At 70.2% G+C, this 22,779-nt stretch carries 17 protein-coding genes; 5 read left to right on the top strand and 12 right to left on the bottom strand.

What is annotated here, in order from left to right; translation table 11 throughout:
* The first annotated feature begins 31 nt into the window (after nt 1–31).
* Both HY049_15355 and HY049_15350 read left to right on the top strand, forming a co-directional pair.
* On the top strand, nt 32–496 hold the full coding sequence (locus tag HY049_15355) for a hypothetical protein (protein ID MBI3450278.1): 465 nt from the start codon (nt 32–34) through the stop codon (nt 494–496).
* A gap of 7 nt (nt 497–503) precedes the next feature.
* Nucleotides 504–4,898, top strand: a complete 4,395-nt coding sequence (locus HY049_15350) for a HAMP domain-containing protein (GenBank protein MBI3450277.1) — start codon at nt 504–506, stop codon at nt 4,896–4,898.
* Between the two features lie 12 nt (nt 4,899–4,910).
* On the opposite strand, the gene HY049_15345 is transcribed toward HY049_15350, so the two are convergent.
* The 3 genes from HY049_15345 to HY049_15335 form a co-directional block, all read right to left on the bottom strand.
* A complete protein-coding gene (locus tag HY049_15345) occupies nt 4,911–5,120 on the bottom strand; it encodes a hypothetical protein (GenBank protein MBI3450276.1) in 210 nt (69 codons plus the stop codon).
* A gap of 137 nt (nt 5,121–5,257) precedes the next feature.
* Nucleotides 5,258–7,360, bottom strand: a complete 2,103-nt coding sequence (locus HY049_15340; protein ID MBI3450275.1) for a thioredoxin domain-containing protein — start codon at nt 7,358–7,360, stop codon at nt 5,258–5,260.
* A gap of 63 nt (nt 7,361–7,423) precedes the next feature.
* Complete coding sequence (locus HY049_15335) at nt 7,424–8,629, bottom strand: hypothetical protein (GenBank protein ID MBI3450274.1); 1,206 nt, start codon at nt 8,627–8,629, stop codon at nt 7,424–7,426.
* Nucleotides 8,630–8,720: 91 nt separating this feature from the next.
* Here HY049_15335 and HY049_15330 point away from each other — a divergent pair, with 91 nt between their 5' ends.
* Together HY049_15330 and HY049_15325 are read left to right on the top strand one after the other, a co-directional pair.
* Nucleotides 8,721–9,455 (top strand): response regulator transcription factor, encoded by a 735-nt coding sequence (locus tag HY049_15330; GenBank protein MBI3450273.1) that lies wholly within the window; start codon nt 8,721–8,723, stop codon nt 9,453–9,455.
* Complete coding sequence (locus HY049_15325) at nt 9,452–11,293, top strand: HAMP domain-containing protein (protein ID MBI3450272.1); 1,842 nt, start codon at nt 9,452–9,454, stop codon at nt 11,291–11,293. The genes HY049_15330 and HY049_15325 overlap by 4 nt, the downstream gene beginning before the upstream one ends.
* On the opposite strand, the gene phoU is transcribed toward HY049_15325, so the two are convergent.
* The 6 genes from phoU to HY049_15295 form a co-directional block, all read right to left on the bottom strand.
* On the bottom strand, nt 11,244–11,876 hold the full coding sequence (gene phoU, locus HY049_15320; GenBank protein ID MBI3450271.1) for a phosphate signaling complex protein PhoU: 633 nt from the start codon (nt 11,874–11,876) through the stop codon (nt 11,244–11,246). The genes HY049_15325 and phoU overlap by 50 nt on opposite strands.
* Before the next feature lie 77 nt (nt 11,877–11,953).
* Nucleotides 11,954–12,796, bottom strand: coding sequence for a phosphate ABC transporter ATP-binding protein (locus HY049_15315; GenBank protein ID MBI3450270.1), 843 nt, complete (start codon nt 12,794–12,796; stop codon nt 11,954–11,956).
* Nucleotides 12,777–14,282, bottom strand: a complete 1,506-nt coding sequence (gene pstA, locus HY049_15310; GenBank protein ID MBI3450269.1) for a phosphate ABC transporter permease PstA — start codon at nt 14,280–14,282, stop codon at nt 12,777–12,779. Before pstA ends, HY049_15315 begins: the two co-directional genes overlap by 20 nt.
* A gap of 1 nt (nt 14,283) precedes the next feature.
* On the bottom strand, nt 14,284–16,458 hold the full coding sequence (locus tag HY049_15305) for an ABC transporter permease subunit (GenBank protein ID MBI3450268.1): 2,175 nt from the start codon (nt 16,456–16,458) through the stop codon (nt 14,284–14,286).
* Nucleotides 16,455–17,429, bottom strand: coding sequence for a PstS family phosphate ABC transporter substrate-binding protein (locus HY049_15300; GenBank protein MBI3450267.1), 975 nt, complete (start codon nt 17,427–17,429; stop codon nt 16,455–16,457). The genes HY049_15305 and HY049_15300 overlap by 4 nt, the downstream gene beginning before the upstream one ends.
* A gap of 24 nt (nt 17,430–17,453) precedes the next feature.
* Nucleotides 17,454–18,680 carry a hypothetical protein gene (locus tag HY049_15295; GenBank protein ID MBI3450266.1) on the bottom strand — a complete coding sequence of 409 codons (1,227 nt, stop codon included), beginning with the start codon at nt 18,678–18,680 and terminating at the stop codon, nt 17,454–17,456.
* 231 nt (nt 18,681–18,911) lie between these two features.
* On the opposite strand from HY049_15295, the gene HY049_15290 reads away from it, so the two are divergent.
* Nucleotides 18,912–19,316 carry a hypothetical protein gene (locus HY049_15290; protein MBI3450265.1) on the top strand — a complete coding sequence of 135 codons (405 nt, stop codon included), beginning with the start codon at nt 18,912–18,914 and terminating at the stop codon, nt 19,314–19,316.
* 22 nt (nt 19,317–19,338) lie between these two features.
* On the opposite strand, the gene HY049_15285 is transcribed toward HY049_15290, so the two are convergent.
* The 3 genes from HY049_15285 to HY049_15275 form a co-directional block, all read right to left on the bottom strand.
* Nucleotides 19,339–20,766, bottom strand: a complete 1,428-nt coding sequence (locus HY049_15285) for a M20/M25/M40 family metallo-hydrolase (GenBank protein MBI3450264.1) — start codon at nt 20,764–20,766, stop codon at nt 19,339–19,341.
* A complete protein-coding gene (locus HY049_15280) occupies nt 20,763–20,975 on the bottom strand; it encodes a dodecin domain-containing protein (protein ID MBI3450263.1) in 213 nt (70 codons plus the stop codon). Before HY049_15280 ends, HY049_15285 begins: the two co-directional genes overlap by 4 nt.
* A 32-nt stretch (nt 20,976–21,007) precedes the next feature.
* On the bottom strand, nt 21,008–22,779 hold a 1,772-nt coding region (locus tag HY049_15275; GenBank protein MBI3450262.1), incomplete at its 5' end, for a GAF domain-containing protein.

The raw sequence follows: 22,779 nt of genomic DNA, 5'->3' as shown, positions 1-22,779 counted from the left end.
AGCCGGTTTCAGGAGGCCCCGGTCCCGGGAAATGACCCAACCTACCCGCCAGATCGTCGTCATTCTCTGCGGCTGGGCGATCGCCGCGTCGGCCGCCGGAGCCGAGGGGAAGAAGCAGCCCGAGCCCGGCCTCATCGCGGCCTCCGACGCCATCCGCCAGACCTTCCGGCTGCGACAGGCCGCCTCGCTCTCCGCCGCCCTGCCGAACGCCGGCAAGATCTACGTCTCCGTGAAGATCATCGCCGCCGAGCCCGGCTTCTACTCGCGCGATCAGCTCGAGGCCCTGCTGAAGCAGACCTTCGCCATCGCGCAGACGGTCGCGTTCCACATCAACATCGACCTGTCGTCCGAGGAGTCGAAGGACCGCGGCGTCGCCGTGTGTCCATCCGTCTGGAGCTACCAGTCGCACGGCGTGAGGACCGATCTCAACCTGAGGTTCCAGCTCGCCCGGCAGCAGGAGAAGTGGCAGCTCGTCGAGATCCTTGAGATCCGCTGAGCGACGGATGGCGGTCACGACGCGACGCGCGCTCGTGAAATCCACCGTCGGCGCCGTCGCGCTCGCCTCGGCGACGGCCCTCGACGCCGCGCTGGACTCCTCCCCCCTCCATCCGGGCACGCACGTTCTGGTCATCCTCGTCGCCGCCGCGCTCGCGGCGTCGGGGGCGAGGTCCCTGCTCCGGCCGAAGGCGAGGCCGAAGGTCCTCGCGCTCACGACCGTCATCGTCTCGATCGCGGCCATCGCCCTCTCCGCGAACGGGCTCGTTGACCGCTCGCAGCGCGCGGGCCTCGCGGAGGCTTGGCATGACGAGGAGACGGCCCGCCTCGAGCGCCGGGCCGACCTGCTCCAGGTCTCGGTCGACAGACTCCTCGATCGGATCGAGGAGCCGATCGCGCGGGCCCGCGAGCTGGCGGCGCGGGCCCCGAAGAGCGGGCCCCCCGACACGCGCGACCGGGCCTTCGAGTTCGTCCGCCAGATCAGCGCCGGCCGCCCCGCCGCGAACTCCCGGTTGTCGATCACGCTCTTCGATTCCGAGCGCCAGGCGCTGGCGTGGACCGGCGGCGTGCACGCGGTCCCGACGGAGCTGCTGGTCCTCTCGATCCCCCCCGCGTCGACGAAGGTGGTCGCCGTCGACGCCGACGGGCTGGCGCGCTGCCTGGCCCTCGCCCACCCCTTCAAGGATTCGGATCTCCTGCTCGTCGTCGAGTCCTCCATCCGATCGATCTACGACCCGAGGGTCCTCGAGGAGGCGATCCCTCCTCCGGCGCTCCTTCCCGAGATCGACCGGATCGCCTTCACCTCCTACCGGCGCCCGCCGCTCGCCCTCCAGGATCTCTTCCAGCGGGAGGGAGAGCGTTTCGCCCCCGAAGGGACCTCGCGGCCGATGCTGAACGTGGCGGTGCGCGCGAGGGATCGCTCGCTTCTCGGGTACGTGACGCTCACCGGGCGATCCGCCGAGGCGGCGGAGGACGATCTCGCGGGGCGCCATCGCCGCGCGGCGGGCCTCATCGTCCTTGCGACAGGGGGGCTCCTCCTCGGCATGGCCATCCTCCCGAGGTCGGGGTCGACACAGGTCCCCTCGGGGCGCGAGCTCGGCATCCAGATCACGCGCATCGCCGGGGTCTGGGGGTTCCGATGCCTCTTCATGCTCTTCCCGCTCCCGATCACCCTGGGCGGGCAGGCGCTCGACGATCCGGCGCTCTTCTCCACCAGCGGGTTCCTGGGGCTGTTCGGCTCGCCGGAGGCCTTTCTCCTCACCGCGATGGCGCTCCTCGCGACCGGCGTCGTCACGTCGCTCGCGACGACGCGCGTCATCACGGCGGCGACCGGATCCGCGCGGCGGCGCGGCGCGTGGTGGTGCCTCGCCCTCCTCCTGGTGTCCGCGTTCGTGCTGGGGGCGACCGTTCCGGCGGAGGCGTCCATCTTCGTGAAGAACGCGCGCGTGGACATCCTGACGGCGCAGCCGCTCAGCCCGTCGGCGGCGCGCCTCACGATGCAGATCGCGGCCGTCTTCGCGCTGATGGGCCTCGTCCTTCCCCTGCTGACCTTCGCCTGGGGGGCGATCTGGGCCGCCCCGTTCGGGCTGGCTCGCGGTGCGCCGCCGCCGCCTCTCCCGACGGAGGAGACGCTCCGGTGGATCGCGCTCCTTCTCGTCCCGGCCGCGTTCGGATCGTGCGTGGTCCTCGAGCTGACGCTGCAGCCCGCGGCCACCGAGGCGCTGCGCGAGTTCGTCGAGCAGGACCTGATCACCATCGTGAAGTGGGCGCCCACCGAGAGGCGGCTCGCGCTCCAGGACGCAATCCGCTCGATCGAGAGCTTTCCCGCGCTCGCCGATCGCGTGGCCGCGACGGATCCCGGCGGCGACCCGACGCTCGCGTACGATCTGTGGCAGGCAACCCCCCTCGCCACCAAGAGGTACAGCGCCTCCCTCTTCGTGGTGGACGCGGCCGGGCGCCTCCTGAGCCGTTACTCCCGGAACTTTCCCCCGATCCTCGACGAAGGGCGCCAGGAGCCGGAGGATCCCGGCGAGGATCAGATCGTCCCGTTCGTCGCCGGGCCTCGAGGCCGGGAGGTGCGCGCGCTCCACGTCCACACGATCCTGCGCCGCCACGGCGTGGCCATCGGCGCGGTGACGGTTCACCTGCGCTTCGACTTCGGGAGCCTCCCGCCCCTTTCGCTGCCGACCCCCATCGAGGAGGCGCTCGGCGAGGAGAGCCGGGTCAGCTCGCTGCTCCCGCCCTGGGCGCGATCGATCGGGCTTTCCGTCTACGACTCGCAGGGCCTCCCCCTCGCCGCGAGCGCCCGGGAGACCCCGCTCCCCCCCGAGCAGCGGGCCCTCGTCCTGACGGACTCCTCGGCGAGACGCTGGCTGGTGCGGCGGATCGCGGGTGTGAGGACGCACGAGCTCTTCTTCAGCACGGCGGATCCGACGACTCCCGCGAACTACCTGGTCGCTCTCAGCTTCCCCGAGCCCGGATGGATCACCCGCGCGGCCCGGGCGCTGAAGTTCCTCGCCCAGGGGGTCGCGTGCCTGATGCTCCTCATGGCGCCGTGGTGGGCGGCCTCGGCGGTGAGGCTCGGCTGGCGGATGAGCCCCTTCCGCCTCGTCGAGACGCTGACCCGCACGCACTACCGGCGCCTCGTGGCGGCGTTCCTCACCGCCTCCGTCGCCCCCCTGACCGTCCTCGCCGTCGCCCTCACCGAGTACATCACCTCGGAGATCGAGATCGACGTGCGGGAGAGGGGCTGGACGGTCCTCAAGGCGGCGCGGGACCAGCTCGAGGACTTCGCCGTCGTGCAGGGGACCGAGGGCCCGTTCGACGACGCCTACCTCTACAACCTGACCGAGACGGTGGGCGAGGAGCTGAGCCTCTACACGAACGGCGTCCTCCGCGCGACGAGCCAGCGCGAGATCTACCTGTTCGGCGGGGCGCCGATCCGCCTCGACGGCGACGTCTACCGCGCGATCGAGATCGAGGGGCAGCGGGTGGTCCTCGGCAACGTCGAGATCGGCGGCCGGACGTACCGGACGATCAACGGCGTCGTCTCCCTGGGGCTCGCCGGAGAGGGGGTTCTCTCCATCCTCCTCGCGTCCCAGCCCGCCGAGGTCGAGCGAAGGGCGCTCGAGGTCTACGACGTCCTGCTCCTGACGACGGCGTCGGTGCTGATCTTCATGACGATCCTCGCGTACGCGCTCGGCCGGCGCATCGCCGCGCCGATCCGGCGACTCTCGGCGGCGGCGGCCCGCATCACGCTCGGCGATCTCAACGCCGAGGTCGAGTCGCTCACCCGCGACGAGACGGGCGATCTGGTCGCGTCGTTCAACGCGATGGCCAGGGCGCTCCGGCGGCAGAGGGACGATCTCGAGCAGCGAGGCAACTACATCGAGAAGATCCTCCTCAACGCGACGACGGGCGTCCTGTCGGTCGATTTTCGCGGGCGCGTCGTCACGATCAACCCCGCGGCGGTGATGATCCTCGGCATCCGGGACCTCGGCGCGGGGCAGGATCTCCTCGCCCGGCTCTCGGAGTCGAAGGACTTCGACTCGCTTCGCGGAGCGCTGCGCCACGCGCTCGACGCCGCGCCGCAGCCGAGGGAGATCGAGTCCGAGATCGGCGCCGCGGCCGAGACCCGGCACGCGCGCACCCGCATCGTCCCTTTCCTCGAGGGGTCGGGCTTCCTGATCTTTCTCGACGACGTGACCGAGACCGTGAGGTCGAACCGTCTCAGCGCGTGGGCCGAGATGGCGCGCCGCATCGCGCACGAGATCAAGAACCCGCTCACGCCGATCCAGCTCTCCGCGGACCACCTGAGACGCGTCTTCGCGGACGGCTCGCCCGGCTTTCCCGCGGTCCTCGAGGAGTGCCTGCGCACCATCGGCGAGCAGGTCGTGAGCCTGCGGGCCATCGCCGCCCAGTTCGGCGATTACGCGCGCGTGCCGGAGATGCGCCGCGAGCCGACGCCGATGCGGGAGTTCCTCGAGGAGGTCATCCGCCCGTACCGGGCCGCGCCTCCCCTGGGCGTCGTCGTCGAGTGCGATCTCGACGGCGATCTCGGAACGATGGAGATCGACCGGACGATGATCTCCCAGGCGCTGGTGAACCTCATCGAGAACGCCCTGCAGGCGATGCCGCGCGGCGGGAATCTCATGCTGAGGGCCGAGTCGGGCGGCCCTCCGGGGTCGCGAAGCCTGCGGATCTCCATCTCGGACACGGGGGTGGGGATGGACGGTGAGGCTCTCGCGCGCGCGTTCGAGCCTTACTTCTCGACGAAGGGGACCGGGACCGGGCTCGGCATGGCCATCGCCCGGCGCGCCGTCGACGAGCACCGGGGGCGCATCGAGCTGTCGAGCGCCCCGATGAAGGGGACGACGGCCCGGGTGATTCTGCCGGTCGACTGAGGGCCCGGGGGCCTAGGCGTCGTCCTCCTCCGCCGCGTCGTCGTCATCGTCGTCGTCATCGGCGTCGTCGACATCGTCGTCGACGTCGTCCACGAGCTCGAGCTCCAGAGGCCGCAGACTGATCACTTCCATCTCGGCGCCGCACTCGACGCAGGTCAGCGTGTCACCGACCTCCGCCTCTCCGGTCTCCAGTTCTGCCTCGCAGGCGATGCAGGTCGCCATCGGTCGTCCTCCTACGGTATTCGGCGCCACATGCGTGTGAACCGTCGTCGCGCTCTGTTCGCAGCGGGCCGCGGATGCTAACACAGCGTCTCTTCGAGCCGCAACGTTTCCGGAGCCCCGGCGGTGGTCGCCACGGCCTAAGGTCGCGCCGCGATCGCGCCGGCGATCGCCCCCGGATCCGACAGCCCCTCGCGGCAGCGATCGCCCACGCACACCGTCGCCGTCCTGACGCCCGGCGCGGCGTTCTCCACCACCCGGCCCGGGGCGTAGGCCTTGAAGGCGGCGAGCCGCAGGGCGCGCGCGGGGCCGTCTCCGGCCGGAACGGTGATCCTCACCTGCGCCGCCACGAGCGCGTCGAGGGCGACGCCGACCGTCGCGAGCCGCTGATCGAGAGCGAGGGCGTGGCGGCTCGCCCATTCCACCGAGCGCGTGGCGACGCGGGCGAGAGTTTCGTCGTGCGTCCGCGCGGCGACCCGCGACAGGAACAGCGCCGCCGATCCCGCAGGCGACGGGGTGACTCCGTCGAACGGGATTTTGCGGCGCAGTTTCAGATAACCCGCGGCGTTCGGATCCTGGAGGATGTCGTACAGGCCTCCTCCCTCCTCGTCCCCGAAGGCCTTCGGCACCCCCGCGGCGACGGCCGACGCGGCGGCGAGGTATCGGGGCTCCCCGGTGATCTCGTGAGCGTCGAGCAGCGCCGCGCCGAGGAGAACCTGGTCGGCCATCAGGATCGGGGAGGAGGGAGCGCGTCCCGGATCGAGTCGATGGGGCACGCCGTCCCCCGGTGACTCCTTCGAGAGGATGGCGTCGAGCGACGCCAGCGCGGCGTCGATGGCGTCTCGCCGGTCGAAGACCGCTCCGGCGTGGACGAGGCCGGAGGCCGCGAGGGCGGTCGAATCGAGGTATCGGGCCTCGCTCACCGGCGGCGCCGGCCTCAGTTTCCGGATGGCCGCGAGCGCGTCGACGATGCGGGTGGCGGTGAGGCGGAGCGTCCCCGCGTCCACCGAGGCCCCGCGGGCGGCCTCGCCCGGGTCGAGGACCTGCTTGAGCGTGAACCTCGGCGGAAGGCCGAGCAGCAGCTCCCCCTCGTCCCGGAATCCGAAGAGAGCGCGCGCCCACTTCAGATCGTCGGCGGGGAGCGCCTGCTTCACCTCGGCGACGGTGAAGGTGTAATAGCCGGCCTCGTCCCGAACGTCGCTCGACGGCGCGATCTGCGAGTAGAACCCGCCGTCGGGAGATCTCAGGCGCGACAGGATGAAATCGATCGTCTTCACGGCGGCGTCCCGGATCGCGGGGTCCGCGGTCACGCGGAACGCGTCGGCGAGGGCGAGGAGATACGCCGCGTTCACGGCGAGCGGCTTGTCCCACTGCGCGACGAGCCACGCTTCATCGCGGGCGGCGCGGTGGAATCCCCCGTCGATCCGATCGAACCCGGCGCCCGAGATCGCCGCCTTCAGGGCTCGCACGCCGAGGTCCCGCATCCCGTCGTCCCGCCGTCGCGCCGAGGCGAGCAGGGCGAGCTGGGCGGCATAGGGGTTCGTGATCCGCGGGGCCTCTCCGAAGCCGCCGTGATCCGGATCGGCGTGCGCGATCGTCGAGTCGACCAGCGCGGCGAGAAGCTCCTTCGACGCAGTGACGCCGCGGGCGGCCTCCTTTTCGGCATCGAACGACATCTGGATGAACCGGGCGTTCGACTGCGCCTCGGTGAACCGCACGCGCCAGAGATGATCGGTGCTCACGAGCAGCGAGCGCAGGCCCGGCTTCCCCTCCCGGTTCTCGAGAGGTATGTACGTGTCGGCCCACATCGTCTCGCCCGTGTGGAAGAGAAAGGCGGTCACGGGCAGCCCGGCCTTCCCGCTCGTGAACCAGTTCGCGGCGAGCTGGTAGCGCGACTCGATATCGGGCCGTTCGTCGCGATCGACCCTCACGGGAATCCAGCGCCTGGCGATCGACCGGCGGACGCCGGGATCCGAGTAAATCTCCTCGTCGGCGGTCGCGCAGGGGCGGCACGACCGGGAGACGATCGTGAGGAGGATTCCCTTGTCCTCCTTGCGGGCCCGCTGGAACGTCTCGGGAGCCCACGCGAGCCACTCGACCGGACCGGGCTCGGGCTCCAGGGCTTCCGCCGGTGGCGCGGCCTCCGGGGCCGGCGTCTGCGCCCGCGCGGCGCAGCAAACGAGCGCCGTCTGCAGCGCGGCGATCAACGCGAAGCGCGTCGCCGTCCACCCCCACGATGTCATGAGCGAACCCTCCGAGAAGTGGACGAACTATACGCACGCCCGTGCGCCGGCGCTACGCCGCGATCAACGGGAGGCGGCCGTCGGGAAGCCCGGGACGGCCTCGACGGCGCCCGCCACGGCGCGCGCCAGGAGGCGCTGCCCCACCGCGTTCGGATGGCAGCGATCCGCGAGGTAGACCCACAGCTCCGGGTTTTCGGCGACGAGGTCCGCGCCGTAGATCCCGGTGATGCGGGCCCTCTCCTCCGCCATCTCGGGCGCGCTCCCGACGGCCGGGATCGCCCGCGAGAGGATCTCCTCGGCGTCGATGAGCGGCGCGCCGGTGCGCGACGCCGCGCGCCGGATCGGGTCGGCCATGGCGCCGGGGGAGCAGTTCGACACCAGGATCGGCGCCGCGCCGGCCGCGCGCACGCGCTCGACCATCTCCACCAGGTTCGCCTCGGACTTCTCCGGCCCCACGTTCCACGGCATCGACCCGTCGGCCTCCGGGACGGCGGCCCGAGCGCCGGGGCCCCGAACCGTCCTCAGGAGGAAGGCCGTGTAGATCTGGTACGCGCGGCTCGCGTGGAGAGCCTCGCGCAGCGCCCCCAGCGCACCGGAGTTCCGCGCGTAGATCTCGTCGAAGGGCTCGGGGACGCGCGACCAGTCGTTCGAGCCGTACGAGATCGTCACGGCGTCGGGGCGGTAGCGAAGCCCCTCCCGGTCGAGGAGCACTTTCCCCTGCTGCGACGAGTAGCCGCAGATCGCCAGGTTCACCACCTCGACCCCGGCCCCGGGATGGCGCGCCCGCAGCTCCGTCTCGAGGACCGACGGGTAGGCCGCCTCGCTCCCGACCCCCCAGCCGAAGGTGGACGAGTCCCCCATCGCCAGGACGCGGAAGGTCCCGGGGTGGGCGCCGTACGCCGCCTCGCGGCCGGGGAATCCCCTGCCGTTCGTCGTCAGCACCCAGCGCGTGCGCTCGCGGATCCCCGGAGGGGCGAGGACGTCGGTGAGGGGGATCGAGACGTTCGGCCGGATCCGGTAGATGAGGTAACGGTCCCACTCGTACGTCGCGTAGAAGGCGTGCAGCTCGCGCGGGCTCTCGGCGAGGAGGTCCATCCATCGCGCGTCCTTCACGAGGATGTTGCGATCCATCCAGGCCGGGACGGCGGCGTCGCGCTCGAAGGCGGGGCTCACGTCGAAGAGGCGCACGCACCCTTCGACGCCGAGGAGGAGGAGGGCCGGGGTGGCTGCGATGAGGGCCCAGCCGATGAGCTTCGCGCGTTGACTCATTGTTTACACGACCGACATGCCGGCGCTACGCTCCCCGTCCATGCTCTCATCAAGGCGGCCCCGGCACCGGGCCCGCACCGCCGCATCTTAGATGAAAAAAGCCCCCTCCTCCCCGCCCGCGCCGGCCCCCCGCCGTAGAATCCTCCTCATCGAGGACGAGGAGGACCTCGCGCGATCGATCCGCTACCACCTCGAGAAGGAAGGGGGGTTCACCGTCGCGACGGCCGAGACGGGCGAGCGCGGCCTTCTCGCCCTCCGTGAGAAGCCCGCGGACCTGATCCTCCTCGATCTGATGCTCCCCGGAGTCGACGGCCTCGAGATCTGCCGGGCCGTGAGGTCCTCCCCCGCCACCGCGCGGATCCCGATCGTCATGCTCACCGCCCGGGTGGAGGAGACCGACCGGATCGTCGGCCTCGAGATGGGGGCCGACGACTACATCACCAAGCCCTTCAGCATGAAGGAGCTGCTCGCCCGCGTGCGGGCCCATCTGCGCCGCGAGGAGCGCGCGGTCCCGGCCCCGGCCGTCTTCCGGGACGACCTCGTCGCGGTGGACTTCGAGGCGCACACCGTCACCGCGGACGGGAAGGACGTCGCGCTCACCCGCAAGGAGTTCGACCTGCTCGCGGCGCTCGTCAGGGGGCAGGGGCGGGTCCTCACGCGGGAGCACCTGCTCGAGAAGATCTGGGGGTACCAGTACTTCGAGGGGACACGAACGGTCGACGTCCACATGTTCCGCGTCCGGCAGAAGCTCGGCGAGCGCGCGGGGGAGAGGATCGAGACGGTCGTGGGAGTGGGCTACCGATACAGGAGCCAGCCGCCTCGATGACGATGCGGCGGCGCCTCCTCGTCGCGCTCCTGGGCTTCTCCCTCCTCGCGGCCCTCCTCATCGATCTCGTGGGCGACGCCATTTTGCGGTCGAGCCTGCGGACGATCGCGACGCAGCGGCTGGAGCGCGACTCGCTGCTTCTGGCCGATCTCCTCCGCGGCCGCCTCCCGCAGTCCGGGGAGCCCGCCGGCGCCGGCTCGCTCGAGGCGACGCTGCAGGCGTGGGGATCGGCTCTCGGGTTGCGCGTCACGCTCATCGACCCGAACGGCGTCGTCGTGGCCGATAGCGACGTCTCCCCTTCCGCGATCGCGACGCTCGAGAACCACATCGGCCGCCCCGAGATCCGCGAGGCGATCGCCTCGGGGAGCGGGCGATCGAGGCGGTTCAGCACCACCGTCGGCGTGGAGATGTCCTACCTGGCGCGCCGGATGGACGGCCCCTCGGGCCCCTCCGGGTTCCTGCGCCTGGCCGTCCCGACGTCGGCCCTCGAGTCCGGCGGCGGCTCGCTCCGCGCGGCCATCGCGGCGATGGCCCTCGCCTCCTTCCTCGTCCTCGGCGCCATCGCCTCCGCGCTGACGCGGGGGCTCTCGCGCCCCATCGAGCGGATCGCGCTGGGCGCCGACACGATCGCGTCGGGGCGCTACGACGCGCCCATCGTCGGCGGCGGCGGCCCGACGGAGGTCCGCCGCCTCGAGTCGAGCCTCGAGAGGATGCGGCGGGCGCTCCTCGATCGCATCCGCGAGCTGCGGGAGGAGCGCTCGCTCCACGAGACGATCCTCTCGGGGATGCGCGAAGGGCTCCTCGCGGTGGACGCCGAGCGGCGGGTCATCCTCGCGAACAGATCCCTGCGCCGCGATCTGGATCTCGGGGCGATGACGATCGACGGGCGGCGCCTGGAGGAGGTGATCCGACACCCCGGGGTGCAGGAGGTCTTCTCGAAGGCGCTGGGCGCCCGCGCGGAGTCGCGGGCGCGGATCGACGTCCGGCTCCCCGTGGAGCGATCGTTCGAGGTGCTCGTCGCCCCCCTCGACACGCTCGAGGGGGCGCCCCTCGGCGCGATCGGCCTCTTCCTCGACGTGACGAGGCTCTCGGCCCTCGAGCGTCTTCGCCGCGAGTTCATCGCCGACGTCTCCCACGAGCTGCGGACCCCCCTCGCGTCGCTCCGGGCCGCGGTCGAAAACCTTTCCGGGCCCGCCGGGGCCGACGAGGCCGACCGCGCGACGTTTCTCGCGATGATCCGGCGGAATGCGGAGAGGATGCAGGCGCTCCTCGACGACCTGACGGACCTCTCGCTGATCGAGACCGAGTCGATCACGCTCCAGCCCGAGCCGGTGGACCTCGAGGAGTGCGTCGCCGATTCCATCGCGGCGCTCACGGCGCCGGCCCGGGCGCGCGCAGTCGACGTCGTCATGCACGTGCCGCCGGACCTCAGGGTGCTCGCCGATCGAAGACGCCTCGATCAGATCCTCGTCAACGTGATCGCCAACGGGATCAAGTTCAATAGAGCGGGCGGCCACGTGATCGTGGGCGCTGCTTCCGAAGGGGGGAAGATCGCCGTCACCATCGACGATACCGGAGAGGGAGTCCCGCCCGAGGATCTCGAGCGGATTTTCCAGCGCTTCTACCGCCGGGATCGGGGGCGGAGCCGCGAGGCCGGCGGCACGGGGCTCGGTCTCGCGATCGTCAAGCACCTCATGCGGCTGCACGGGGGCTCGGTCCACGCCGAGAACCTGCCCGGAGGAGGGACGCGGATCGTGCTGACGTTTCCCGCGGGAGCGGGAAGCGCCGTCACTCCGGCCGCCCCCCCCTCTCCGGGGGAAGCACTCCCGGGTGCTTGATGACGCGCCCCTCGGCCATGTAGACGACCTGCTCGCAGATGTTCGTCGCCTGGTCGCCGATCCGTTCGAGGTACTTGGCGACGAAGATGAGGCGCAGCGCGCGCGTGATCGTCGCCGGGTCCTCGATCATGTACGAGAGGAGCTCGCGGAAGATCTGCTCGAGGCGGCGATCCAGCTCGTCGTCCATCCCGATGAGGCTCCGCGCGAGCGTCGCGTCCCGCCTCACGAACGCGTCGAGCGCCCCGTGGACCATCTCCTGGGCGCGCTGCGCCATGATCGGGATGTCGATGAAGGGCTTGAGCTGGGGCTCGACGTTCAGCTCGATCGCCCTCTCGCTCAGATTGACCGCGAGATCGGCGATCCGCTCGAGGTCGGTCGCGATCTTCATCGCGGTCGTGACCAAGCGGAGGTCGCTCGCGAAGGGCTGCCGCAGCGCCAGAGCCTCCATGCAGAGATGGTCGATCTCGAGCTCGATCGCGTCCACGCGGCTGTCGTCCGCGATCACCGCCCGCGCCGCCTCGGAGTCCCGCGACACCAGCGCCTCGAGGGCCCTCCCGATCGTCTCCTCGACGATGCCGCCCATCACGAGGATGCGCCCCGCGATCGCCTCGATCAGCTCGTCGCCGTGCCTGTGAACGCTCTCCACTCGAAGACCTCCGTCTAGCCGAACCGCCCTGTGATGTAGTCCTCGGTCTGCTTCTTCATGGGGTTGATGAAGACGCGCTCCGTCTCCCCGTACTCGACGAGGCGCCCCAGGTACAGGAACGCCGTGTAGTCGGAGACCCGCGACGCCTGCTGCATGTTGTGCGTGACGATGACGATGCTGTAGGAGCTCTTCAAGTCCTGCATCAGCTCCTCGATCCTCGCCGTCGAGAGCGGGTCGAGCGCCGAGCACGGCTCGTCGAGGAGGATCACCTCCGGCTCGACCGCGATCGCGCGCGCGATGCAGAGCCGCTGCTGCTGGCCGCCGGAAAGTCCCAGGGCGCTCTCGTGCAGGCGGTCCTTGACCTCGTCCCAGAGCGCGGCCGCCCTCAGGCTTCTCTCCACGATCGGATCGAGCTCCCGGTGTTTCCGCATCCCGTGGATGCGGCACCCGTACGCCACGTTCTCGTAGATCGACTTGGGGAACGGGTTCGATTTCTGGAAGACCATCCCGACGCGCTTCCGGAGCGCGTTGACGTCCACGTCGGCGGCGTGGATGTCCAGCCCCTCGAGCAGGATCTTTCCCTCCACGCGGGTGTCGGCGACGAGATCTTTCAACCGGTTGAAGCACCGGAGGAGCGTCGACTTTCCGCATCCCGACGGGCCGATGAACGCGGTGATCCTCCGGGGGGCGACATCGAGCGTGATGGCGTGGAGGGCCCGGCTCTTCCCGTACCAGAGCGAGAGCTCCGCCACCTTCAGCACCGCCGACGCGATCGCGGGGTGCACCGCCGGGTCGGGAGCCGGCGATGCCCTCTCCGAGCCCACGCGCTCCTCCGGGTCAGAAAGCGCTGGTTGCATACTTCCGGCGCAGGCGATTCCGGAGAGCGATCGCCAGGAGGTTCATCACGGTCACGACCGTGATGAGGAGGAGCGCGGTGGCGAAGACGAGCGGCTTCGTCGACTCGACGTTCGGGCTCTGGAACCCGAGGTCGAAGATGTGAAAGCCGAGGTGCATGAACTTCCTCTCGAGGTGCACGAACGGAAACGACCCGCCGATCGGGAGCGCCGGCGCGAGCTTGACCATCCCGACGATCATCAGCGGCGCCACCTCTCCCGCGGCGCGCGCCATCGCCAGGATCATCCCCGTCAGGATACCCGGCATCGCCGCGGGCAGCACCACCCGCGTCACCGTCTCGAAACGCGTCGCGCCGAGGGCGAGCGACCCCTCCCGCACCACGCGGGGCACCGCGGCCAGCCCCTCCTCGGTCGCCACGATGACGACGGGCACCGTGAGGAGCGCGAGCGTGAGGCTCGCCCACAACAGCCCTCCCGTGCCGAAGGTCGGCGAGGGCAGGCGCTCGGCGAAGAACCACGCGTCGATGGATCCGCCGACGGTGTAGACGAAGAAGCCGAGGCCGAAGATCCCGAAGACGATCGAGGGGACGCCCGCGAGGTTGTTCACCGCGATGCGCACCATGCGCACGAGCATCCCCTGCGCCGAGTACTCGCGGAGGAAGAGGGCCGCCAGGACGCCGAGCGGCGCGGCGGCGAAGGTCATGAGAAAGACCATGAGGACCGTCCCGAAGATCGCCGGGAAGATCCCCCCCTCGGTGTTCGACTCCCGCGGATCGTCCATCAGGAACTCGCGGGCGCGCGTCAGGTACAGCCCGAGGAGCCCGGCGGTGGACATGCCGTTCGGGCGAAGGGCGCGGATGATCTTCGCCACGGGGATCTCCCTCGATCGGCCGTCGGCCGTCGTCATCACGAGCACCTCGCCCGACAGCCGCTCGCGCAGCGACGCGAGCCCGGCGAGGAAGGCCGGATCTCCCGGAGCCCCGGAGGACGATCTCTCCGGCTTCCGGATCCCGGCGAGCCGGGCGAGGACCCGCTCGTGGATCGGGCCGAACGCTCGCCAGACCTCCTCGCTCCCGCGGGCCACGACGTCGCTCCCGTTTCGCAGCTCCGCCATGGTGCCGTAGAACGGGCCGTACTCGAGCCGCTCGAGGACGACCGCGTCGCCCGGAGAGGAGCGATCGGCAATCCGCGACTCGTCGATCCAGCGGAAGTCCTCCCCCGTCACGTCCCGGTTCCCGGTCTTCACCTGGATCCGCGCGCCGGAGGAGGCGATTTCGCCCTGGCGCGCGGGGATCGTCTCGCGGGCCCGAATCTCGCCGAGAATCCGGGTGCCGTCGTGAAGCGTCAGCAGCGCCAGCCTGTGCTGCCAGAATGCGGGGACGGCGTTCGCCGCGATGAGGGCGAGGAGCCCTGCGACGAGGAGGAGGTTCATCGCGAGGGCGGCGCCGCAGATCGCGCCGAGCGAGTGCTCCAGGAGCCGCTTCGCCATCTCAGAGCACCGAGTACCGGCGGCGCAGACGCTGCCTCACGATCTCCGCGGCGGAGTTCACGACGAAGGTCAACGCGAAGAGGAGGAGCGCCGACAGGAAGAGCGTCCGGTAGAGCGTCGCCCCCTGGGCCGCCTCCGGGATCTCGATCGCGATGTTGGCGGACAGGGTCCGGAATCCGTTCCAGGGGTTCCAATCGAGGATCGGCGTGTTGCCGGTGGCCATCACGACGATCATCGTCTCGCCGACGGCGCGGCCGAAGCCCACCATGACCGCCGCGAAGATCCCCGGGGAGGCCGCGGGCAGGACCACCCTCGCGACCGTCTGCCACTTCGTCGCCCCGAGGGCGAGGGAGGCTGAGGCGAGGTGCCGCGGCACGTTCGTCAGCGCATCCTCCGTGATGGAGAAGATGATCGGGATGACGGCGAACCCCATCGCGATCCCGACCACGATCGCGTTGCGCTGATCGAACGGCAGGCCCGTCGCCTGGCGGAGCCAGATCGGGAACGAGCCGCCGAAGGCCGTGGCCTGGAACCGGGCGCCGAGGGCGACAGAGAGCGCGCCTCCCGCGGCGAGGGCCACGATGAAGACGGACAGCTCGGTCCCCTCGGCGAAGCGCGCTGTGATCCGGCGCGGGACCGCCCGCCACACGAAGTGCGCGATGACCCCGGAGGCCGGCAGCACGACGATCATCAGGATGAGCGCCGGAAACAGCCTCTCGATGCGCGGGGCGAGCCACAGGCCGGCGATGAACCCGAGGACCACGCTCGGAAGCGCCGCCATGATCTCGACGGCGGGCTTGACGAGGCGGCGAACCTTCGAGCCGATGAACTGCGACGCGTACACGGCGCCCAGGATGCCGAGCGGGACGGCGAGGACGAGGGAGTAGAAGGTTCCCTTCAACGTGCCGGCGAGAAGGGGAACGAGGCTCAGCTTCGGCTCGAAGTCGTCCGACCCCCCGCTCGACTGCCAGACGTACGCGGGCGCCGGATACCCCTCGTACCAGATCTTCCCGAAGAGCGCCATCCACGAGATCTCGGGGTGAGGGTTCACGACGTCCAGGGTCGAGAGAGCCCCGCCGCCGGCGAGGAAGATCGCGTCGCCTCGCGGCGCGAAAGCGATGGTGGAGACGCCGCTGGAAGGCGCCTCGCCGGACCATTGCACTTTCTCGGCGGTGGAGGAGACGAGCGCGAGAGAGCCGCTCGCGTCCATCGCCATGAAGACGCGCCCGCGCGGCGACGCCGCCAGCGCGCGGTTCGGCGCCCGGCGCCGCGGGAAATCGCGGATGCGCGTCAGCTCGCGCCCGTCGTCGCGGGGGACCTGGAGCCAGACGCTCACGGAGCCGTCCTCCTGCCCGACGACGAGCGAGCGGTGCCCGGCGAGGAGCGCGAGCGAGGTGATCTTCGCTCCCGCACGGCTCGTTCGCGCGGGTTCGATCCCCGCCTCGCGCAGGGGCCACCAGAGGATGCGGCCGTCGGCAGCTCCGCCGTAGAGGTTTCGCCCTTCGGGATCCGCGAGGAGCGCCGTGAGGCGCCCCGGGTCCGGGGCCGTGAAGCGCGAGACGGCCTCGCTCGTCTCGCCGGTGATCGCGTTCTCCTCGACGCTCTTCCGCGCGACCGCGATCGATCCGTCGGCGAGCTGCGCCGCGCCGAGCGTCCGGGACCCTTCGACCGCGGCCGTGAAGACGCCGGTCTCACGCCCCGCCGGGTCCACCGTGATCTCGATCGGGGCCGAGTGGACCGGGAGCGGAGCGCTCCGGGGCTCGACGCTCTGCGTCCACCGCGCCGGGACGAGCACGAGCTTGCCGTCGGCCGTCGAGCCCGCGACGTGACGGCCGTCCGTCGAGACGATCGTGGCGGCGAACGACTCGGCGACGCGCCGCTCGAAGACGGCATGCCCGTCCGTGGCGTCGGTGATGCGGAAGACGCCATCGGCCGCGAGGGTCGCCACCTGCGCCCGCCGCTCGTCGGCCACGAGGCCCCCGGGCGCGGGACCGTCGAGGCGGACCGGGGCTCGTCCGGTCACGCGCGCCCCGGCCGCCAGAGGCAGCACCTCGACGACGATGAAGAAGAGGATCCCCAGGATGCCCGCGATGATCAGCATCCCGCCGGCGCTGACGATGACACCCGCGCCCCGATCGGCGAGCCGTCTTCGGCGCGAGGTCCGGGCGAGCGTCACTGGATCTTTGCGGTCTCCTCCGCGTCCACCGGAGCCTTGAGCGGAAGGTAGCCGTCCTTGACCACGACCTCCTGCCCGTCCCTGGAGAGGACGTATCGGAGGAACTCCCCGACGAGCGGGTCGAGCTTCTTCCCGGGGGCCCGGTTGACGTACACGTAGAGGTACCGCGAGATCGGATACTTCCCCGACTCGACGGTCGCGTACGTCGGCTCGGAGTACTCGCCTCCTTCCTTCGTCGCGATCTTGAGGGCTTTGACCCCCGACGTCCTGTACCCGATGCCGCTGTAGCCGATGCCTCCGGCATCCTCGGTCACACCCTGCACGACCGCCGCCGAGCCGGGCTGCTCCTTGACCGTGTCCTTGTAGTCCCCCTTGAAGAGGGCGTGCTCCTTGAAGTACCCGTACGTCCCGGAGGCGGAGTTCCTCCCGTACATGCTGATGGGGCGCGAGGACCAGTCCCCGGTCAGCCCGAGCATCCCCCAGGTCGTGATGTCCTTCCCGAACCCGCCGTTGCGGCCCTTCGAGAAGATCGCGTCGATCTCCGGGAGCGTGAGCTTCTCGAGGGGGTTGTCCTTGTTCACGTAGACGGCCAGGCCGTCGAGGGCGACCCGGATCGGCGTCGGCTTGTAGCCGTACTTCTTGTCGAACTCGTCGAGCTCGGTGTCCTTCATGAGCCGGCTCATCGGCCCGAGCTGAGCGGTTCCGGCTATCAGCGCCGGGGGGGCCGTCCCCGATCCCTTCCCCTCTATCTGGATCTTCACGTTCGGGTACTGCTTCTGGAAACCCTCGGCCCAGAGCGTCATCACGTTGTTGAGCGTGTCCGAGCCGATCGAGTTCAGGTTTCCCGAGACGCCGGTCGCCTTCCTGTACCCGGCGATCCCCGAATCCACCTGAATCGCCTCGGCGTAGACCAGGCCGCCGGCGAGGAATCCCGCCCCGAGGACGAGGGCGCGTCGTGCGAGCTTGCTCATCATCTGTGAGGTCTCCATGAACGTCTAGAAGCGAATCTGCATCTGGAGGCGGTACTGGCTGTCCGTGTAGTGCCGGATCCCCGCGAGGCGCACGCCGGGGGTCGGGATCGAGAGATTGCGTGACGCGATCGTCGGGTACGCGGGATCCGAGAGGGCCGATCCGAACGAGAGCCTGCCGCCGTCCGCCTGGAGCTTCAGGTTGTGGCCCACGAAGTAGTAGCTGAGCGCGAGCCGCTCCTCCGAGACTCTGTCGTTCACGATGTCCTCGTCCGGGTCGATCTGGGCGTAGCGGAGCGCGACCTCGAAGTTGTTGGGGGTGATCATGTAGCCAAACTGCGCGTGCCATCCGTCCGAGCGGACCGTGGGGGCCACCGCCGGGTTGTCCTGGACGTCGGCCATCAGGAAGTACTCACCCGTCGCGAACATCCGCTTGTAGCGCCACGCGAGCTCGAGGTTGTAGGCCGACTCGTTGTTGGGGTTCTCGAAGACGCCGGCGGTCGCGGTGCCGCGGTGGACTTCCCCGGTCCGGGCGGCGACGCCGACGTGGAAGATGTTCTTCTTCGGGGCGTCGTTCGCCGACTCTGCGGTCCTGTACTCGCCCAGCGGGTCCCACCACGCGCGCCCGACGTACATCAACCCCTGGTCCTCCTGCGGCTTCGACTCTCCCGCGCCGTTGAACATGCCGGCGCTGTACCCGAGCTTTCTGTCCTTGGTCAGACCGCCCAGCGCGAACCCGATGTCGCGGCCGGGGGCGTACTTGGTGTTCGTGATCGCCCGATCGACGAACTGCAGCCGCGTGTCGGAGGTGATCTCCTGGAGGCTGAATGGAGTCTTGAACTGCCCCATCCTGATGGTGAACAGGTTCCACTTCGCGAGCTGGATCACCGCGTCCTTCACCTTGTTGTCGTTGCTCCCGGAGGTGTTCGCGAACTCCCACTCGAGCTCGTACCGGAGCCAGCTCTTGTACATGCCGCCGGTGAGGATGAGCCTCACCCTCTGGACGGCGAACTGCTGCGAGTAGCCGTCGTTGCCTCCCACGCCGGCACCGGCCGTGTCGGCGTCGAACTGCTCGCGGCTGTCGCCGGTGTACCGGAACTGGGCGAAGCCGCCGATCGTGAGGCTGTTGTCCCCCGACTGGAACGTCGGTCCCCCCTTCGAAAGATCCGTCTTGACCTCATCGGCGCGGGGGGCCGTGCCCATCGCCGTGAGGATCAGGGCGATTCCCGCCAGGTAGATCGACCTTCTCAGCATCCGTTGTTCTCCTTAGAGTCTTGCGATCGGGGTCGGAGCGCTCCCGCTCCGGCTTCCGGTCCGCGTCGTCCCTTTGACGGGGACATTGGACATCACGGCCCGCACCGCGACGTGACGGTCAGGTTAAGCCATCGTTAACTTTCCCGGCCGCACCGGGAACCCGGGGCGCGCCCGTCGCGTAGGGGCCCCGTCGCGCCCGGCAATCTGCGGGCCTTCACCTTCGGGGTAAGCGTGAGACGGATCAAGAGGTGCGCGCTCGCGGTGATTGCGGTCGTGGCGGCGGCGACGGCCGGCTGCGGCTTCTGGGTCGAGCGGGCCCCCGGCGACCTCGGGCCGAGATACCAGTCGGCGTGGGCGAAGGTCGAGAGGATCGAGCGCATCCCGGTCGAAAAGAGGGGGCGCGCCCACTCGGTGCACGTCTGGGCCTACGACGCCGGGGAGGACAAGCTGATCACCGCGTCGGTTCCCCTGTGGCTGGTGCGAAAGATCGCGAAGCACTCCTTCGACGACGATCTCGAGATCGGGGACGCCCCCTTGCAGCCGACGGTCAAGATGGAAGACCTTCTCAACCGCGGCCCAGGGCTCGTCGTGCAGGTGGAAGAGGAGAAGGAGCGCGTCCTCGTCTGGCTCGACTGAGCCCCGGTTCCTTCACCGACGACTACTTCACCGCGGGCTTGGCGGGCGCCGACTCCTCGGCGTCGACCTCGGGGGCCGGGCGCGGCAGCGTCTCGGGGGCCTCCGCCAGCTCCCAGGCCAGCGCCGCCATCGCGGCCACGTTCAGGCTCAGCTCCGCGGGATCGATCTTGTCGAGCGTGTCGGCCGGCGAGTGGTGCCAGTCGAAGTAGTGGGTTCCATCCTGCCGCAGGCCGATCTGAGGCACCCCGCCCGCCAGCAGCGGCCCGATGTCGGCTCCCCCTCCACCCTTCTTGACGTCGAAGTCTGGGGATCCCGCGAGGCCGGGGAAGAGCCGCTCGATCATCTCGACGCCGCCGTCGCCCGCCTTCACCGTGAACCCCGTCGGCATCCCGCCGCCGCTGTCGCTCTCGATCGCCGCCACGTGCCGGCTCCAATCCCCCTGGTGATCCGCGGCGTACCCTTTTCCCCCTTTGAGCCCGTTCTCCTCGTTGGTGAAGAGGACGGCGCGGATCGTCCGCCTCGGCGGGGCGCCGAGCGACTTGAGCACCCGCATGGCCTCGATCACGATCGCGACCCCGGCGCCGTCGTCGATGGCGCCGGTGGCGAGATCCCACGAGTCGAGGTGGGCGCCGATGAGGACGATCTCGTCCCCGGCCTCGCGGCCGCGCAGATCCGCCACGACGTTGGCCGACTCGGCGTCGGGGAGCGTCTCGCAGCCGAGCGTGAGCCGGACCCGCACCGTCTCCCCCGCCGAAATGAGCCGGTGGATCAGCTCCGCGTCCTCCGCCGAGATCGCGGTCGCGGGGATCTTCGGCGCGTCGTCCTTGTAGCGCATCGCCCCGGTGTGCGGGATGCGGAAGGAGGCCGTGCCGAGCGAGCGGACCATCGTCCCCACCGCGCCCAGGCGCGCCGCCTCGCTCGCCCCTTCCGTCCGCAGCTTCACGGCCGAGCCGTATCCGTGGTCCTCGGAGTTCGGAAGGATGGGCCTGTTGTAGAGGACGATTCTCCCCTTCGCGCGATCCCCCGCGGCCTTCAGCTCGTCGAAGCTCGACGCCTCGATCACCTCGGCCTCAATCCCGTCGGCGGGCGTGGCGACGCTTCCGCCGAGCGCGGTCAGCGCGAGAGGGCGATCGACGGGAGCGACGAGGCGGCCCGTCTCGACGCCGCGGACCCAGTGCGGCACCATCACCTTCTCGGTGTGGACGGCGTCGAGGCCGGCGGCCCGCAACTCCTGGGACGTCCAGGCGACCGCCTTCTCGAGCCCCGCGGACCCGGAGAGGCGCGGCCCGATCCGGTCGGTCAGATGCGCGAGCGTCTCGTAGGCGCCTCGCCCGGCCGTGGCCCTCTCGACGATCTCGCGGGTGCGCGCGTCCCCCTGCGGGCACCCGACCGAGAGCCCGGCCGCCAGCGCCACGGTGAGCGTCGCGACGCGGATTCCGCGCCTCGTCACGCCGGCTCGAGGGTGAAGCCGATCTTCACGGTCACCTGCCAGTACGCGATCTTCCCCTTCTCGATGTAGCCGCGCGTGTCCGTGACCTGGAACCAGCGCATGTTCCTCACGGTCTTCGACGCCCGCGCGACGGCCTTCTCGACGGCGTCCTCGAGGCTCTTCTTCGACGAGCCGGTGAGCTCGATCGCCTTGTACACGTGCTCGGTCACGGTGCCTCCCTTTCCTCTCTTCACGGCTGGGTTCATCGCCCGGCGGCCGGTGTGCCGACGAGATCGTAGACGCGCGCCTCGGTGAAGAGCCGGAACAGATCCGGATCGACCTTTCCTTCCTTCACCTCGGACGTCAGGATGTCGAGCGCCTTCTGCACGGGCATCGATCGCTTGTAGGGGCGGTCCTTGGCCGTCAGCGCGTCGTAGATGTCCGCAATCGTCATCATCTTCGACTCGAGCGGAATGTCACCCGAGCCGATGCCGCGCGGGTACCCCGATCGGTTGAGCTTCTCGTGGTGCGCGTAGGCGATCCGCGGCACCTGCCTCAGCTCGCGCGTCCACGGGATGTTCGACAGGAACTGGAAGGTGTGCGTGACGTGCGACTCGATCTCGCGCCGCTCCTCGGGGCTCAGGGAGCCCCTCCCGATGCCGAGGTTCGCCGCCTCCCAGGGCGACAGGAGGGGGACCGGCTTCCCCTCGGCGTCCTCGACGAGCGTCGCGGCGATCACCTTGAGGAGCGCGGAGCCCTCCTCCTTCAGGACCGTCGGCTCGTTCGACTGGACGACCGTCTCGAGGAAGCGATCGAGCTCGGCGAGGCGCGCGGCGAGATCGGGGTCGACCGAGGCCGCGGCCGCCATCGCCTCCTCGCGCCCGAGCTCCAGGAAGTGGCGCAGCTTCCGGCGCGAGGCGTCGAGCTCGAGCGAGCGCCGCACGATCGCGAAGCGATCGCGGATCGCCTGGAGCTCGTGGGCGTAGAGCTTCTTCTCCTTGAGGAGGACGTTCTCCTTCACGCCGATCTTCCCGAAGTCGTGGAGGAGCGACGCGTACTTGATCTCCTTGAGGTCGGTGCGCGAGAAGCGCCGGCCCGCGTAGGGGCCCGCCTCCACGCGATCGACTCTCTCGGCGAGGCCGACCGTCAGGACCGCGACGCGCTCGGAGTGCCCGGACGTGGTCGGATCGCGGCTCTCGATCGCCGTCACCGACGCCCGGATGAACCCCTCGAAGAGGATCTGGATCTCCTCGTACAATCGGGCGTTCTCGATGGCGACCGCGGCCTGGCTGGAAAGGGACGACGCCAGCTCCGTCGTGCGCCTCCCGAAGGGGATCACCTGATCGTCCACCGCCGCCGGGCCCGTCAGGGTCGCCCGGGCGTCCCGCTTCCGGTTGATGAGCTGGAGGACGCCGATCGTCTCGTCCTTGTGGTTCCGCATCGGGATGATGAGGAGCGACTTGGTCCGGTACCCGGAGGCGGTGTCGAAGGCGCGGTTGAAGCGGTACTCGGCGTCCCCCCGGATCGCGTACGCGTCCTCGATGTGGAGCGGCTCTCCGGTGAGGGCCGCGTACCCCGCGAGGCTCTGGCGGCTGATCTCCATCCTCGAGGCCCTGAACGGGACGTTGACGCTGTCGTTCTGCGCGAGGCTGAAGAGGAGGCACTTGTCGGCGAAGAAATCGGTCTCGGAGGGGGCGGCCCCCTCTTTTCTCTCGACGAGGTAGAGGCTCCCCGCGTCGGCCGACGTGATCTCGCGGCACTTCGTCAGGATCATCGCGAGGAGGGCGTCGCGGTTGCGCTCCGACGAGAGGGCGATGCCGATCCGGTTCAGCTCGCGAAGCTCCTTCCCCTGATCCTCGACGCGCCGCCTCAGCTCGTGGAGCTCGCCGAGGAGCTTCGCGTGGGCGCCCGCCCGGCGGAGCGCCTCCTGAAGCGAGACGGGATCGAGAGGGCGCGTGAGGATCGTCGCGACGCGCTCGGGATCGGAGGGCGCCGTCGGGCCGCCCGCTTCGACCACCGGGAGGAGCGACGCCG

The sequence above is a fragment of the Acidobacteriota bacterium genome (assembly GCA_016195325.1).
In the GTDB taxonomy this organism is placed as follows: Bacteria; Acidobacteriota; Polarisedimenticolia; order JACPZX01; family JACPZX01; genus JACPZX01.
The sequence above is the reverse complement of the archived record's forward strand: the minus strand, read 5'-3'. Positions and strand labels throughout refer to the sequence as shown.

Bases quoted from the DNA above. Each gene is read 5' to 3' on its own strand.
- HY049_15355 (MBI3450278.1), top strand. From the start codon at position 32: ATGACCCAACCTACCCGCCAGATCGTCGTCATTCTCTGCGGCTGGGCG.
- HY049_15350 (MBI3450277.1), top strand. From the start codon at position 504: ATGGCGGTCACGACGCGACGCGCGCTCGTGAAATCCACCGTCGGCGCC.
- HY049_15345 (MBI3450276.1), bottom strand. From the start codon at position 5,120: ATGGCGACCTGCATCGCCTGCGAGGCAGAACTGGAGACCGGAGAGGCG.
- HY049_15340 (MBI3450275.1), bottom strand. From the start codon at position 7,360: ATGACATCGTGGGGGTGGACGGCGACGCGCTTCGCGTTGATCGCCGCG.
- HY049_15335 (MBI3450274.1), bottom strand. From the start codon at position 8,629: ATGAGTCAACGCGCGAAGCTCATCGGCTGGGCCCTCATCGCAGCCACC.
- HY049_15330 (MBI3450273.1), top strand. From the start codon at position 8,721: ATGAAAAAAGCCCCCTCCTCCCCGCCCGCGCCGGCCCCCCGCCGTAGA.
- HY049_15325 (MBI3450272.1), top strand. From the start codon at position 9,452: ATGACGATGCGGCGGCGCCTCCTCGTCGCGCTCCTGGGCTTCTCCCTC.
- phoU (MBI3450271.1), bottom strand. From the start codon at position 11,876: ATGGGCGGCATCGTCGAGGAGACGATCGGGAGGGCCCTCGAGGCGCTG.
- HY049_15315 (MBI3450270.1), bottom strand. From the start codon at position 12,796: ATGCAACCAGCGCTTTCTGACCCGGAGGAGCGCGTGGGCTCGGAGAGG.
- pstA (MBI3450269.1), bottom strand. From the start codon at position 14,282: ATGGCGAAGCGGCTCCTGGAGCACTCGCTCGGCGCGATCTGCGGCGCC.
- HY049_15300 (MBI3450267.1), bottom strand. From the start codon at position 17,429: ATGAGCAAGCTCGCACGACGCGCCCTCGTCCTCGGGGCGGGATTCCTC.
- HY049_15295 (MBI3450266.1), bottom strand. From the start codon at position 18,680: ATGCTGAGAAGGTCGATCTACCTGGCGGGAATCGCCCTGATCCTCACG.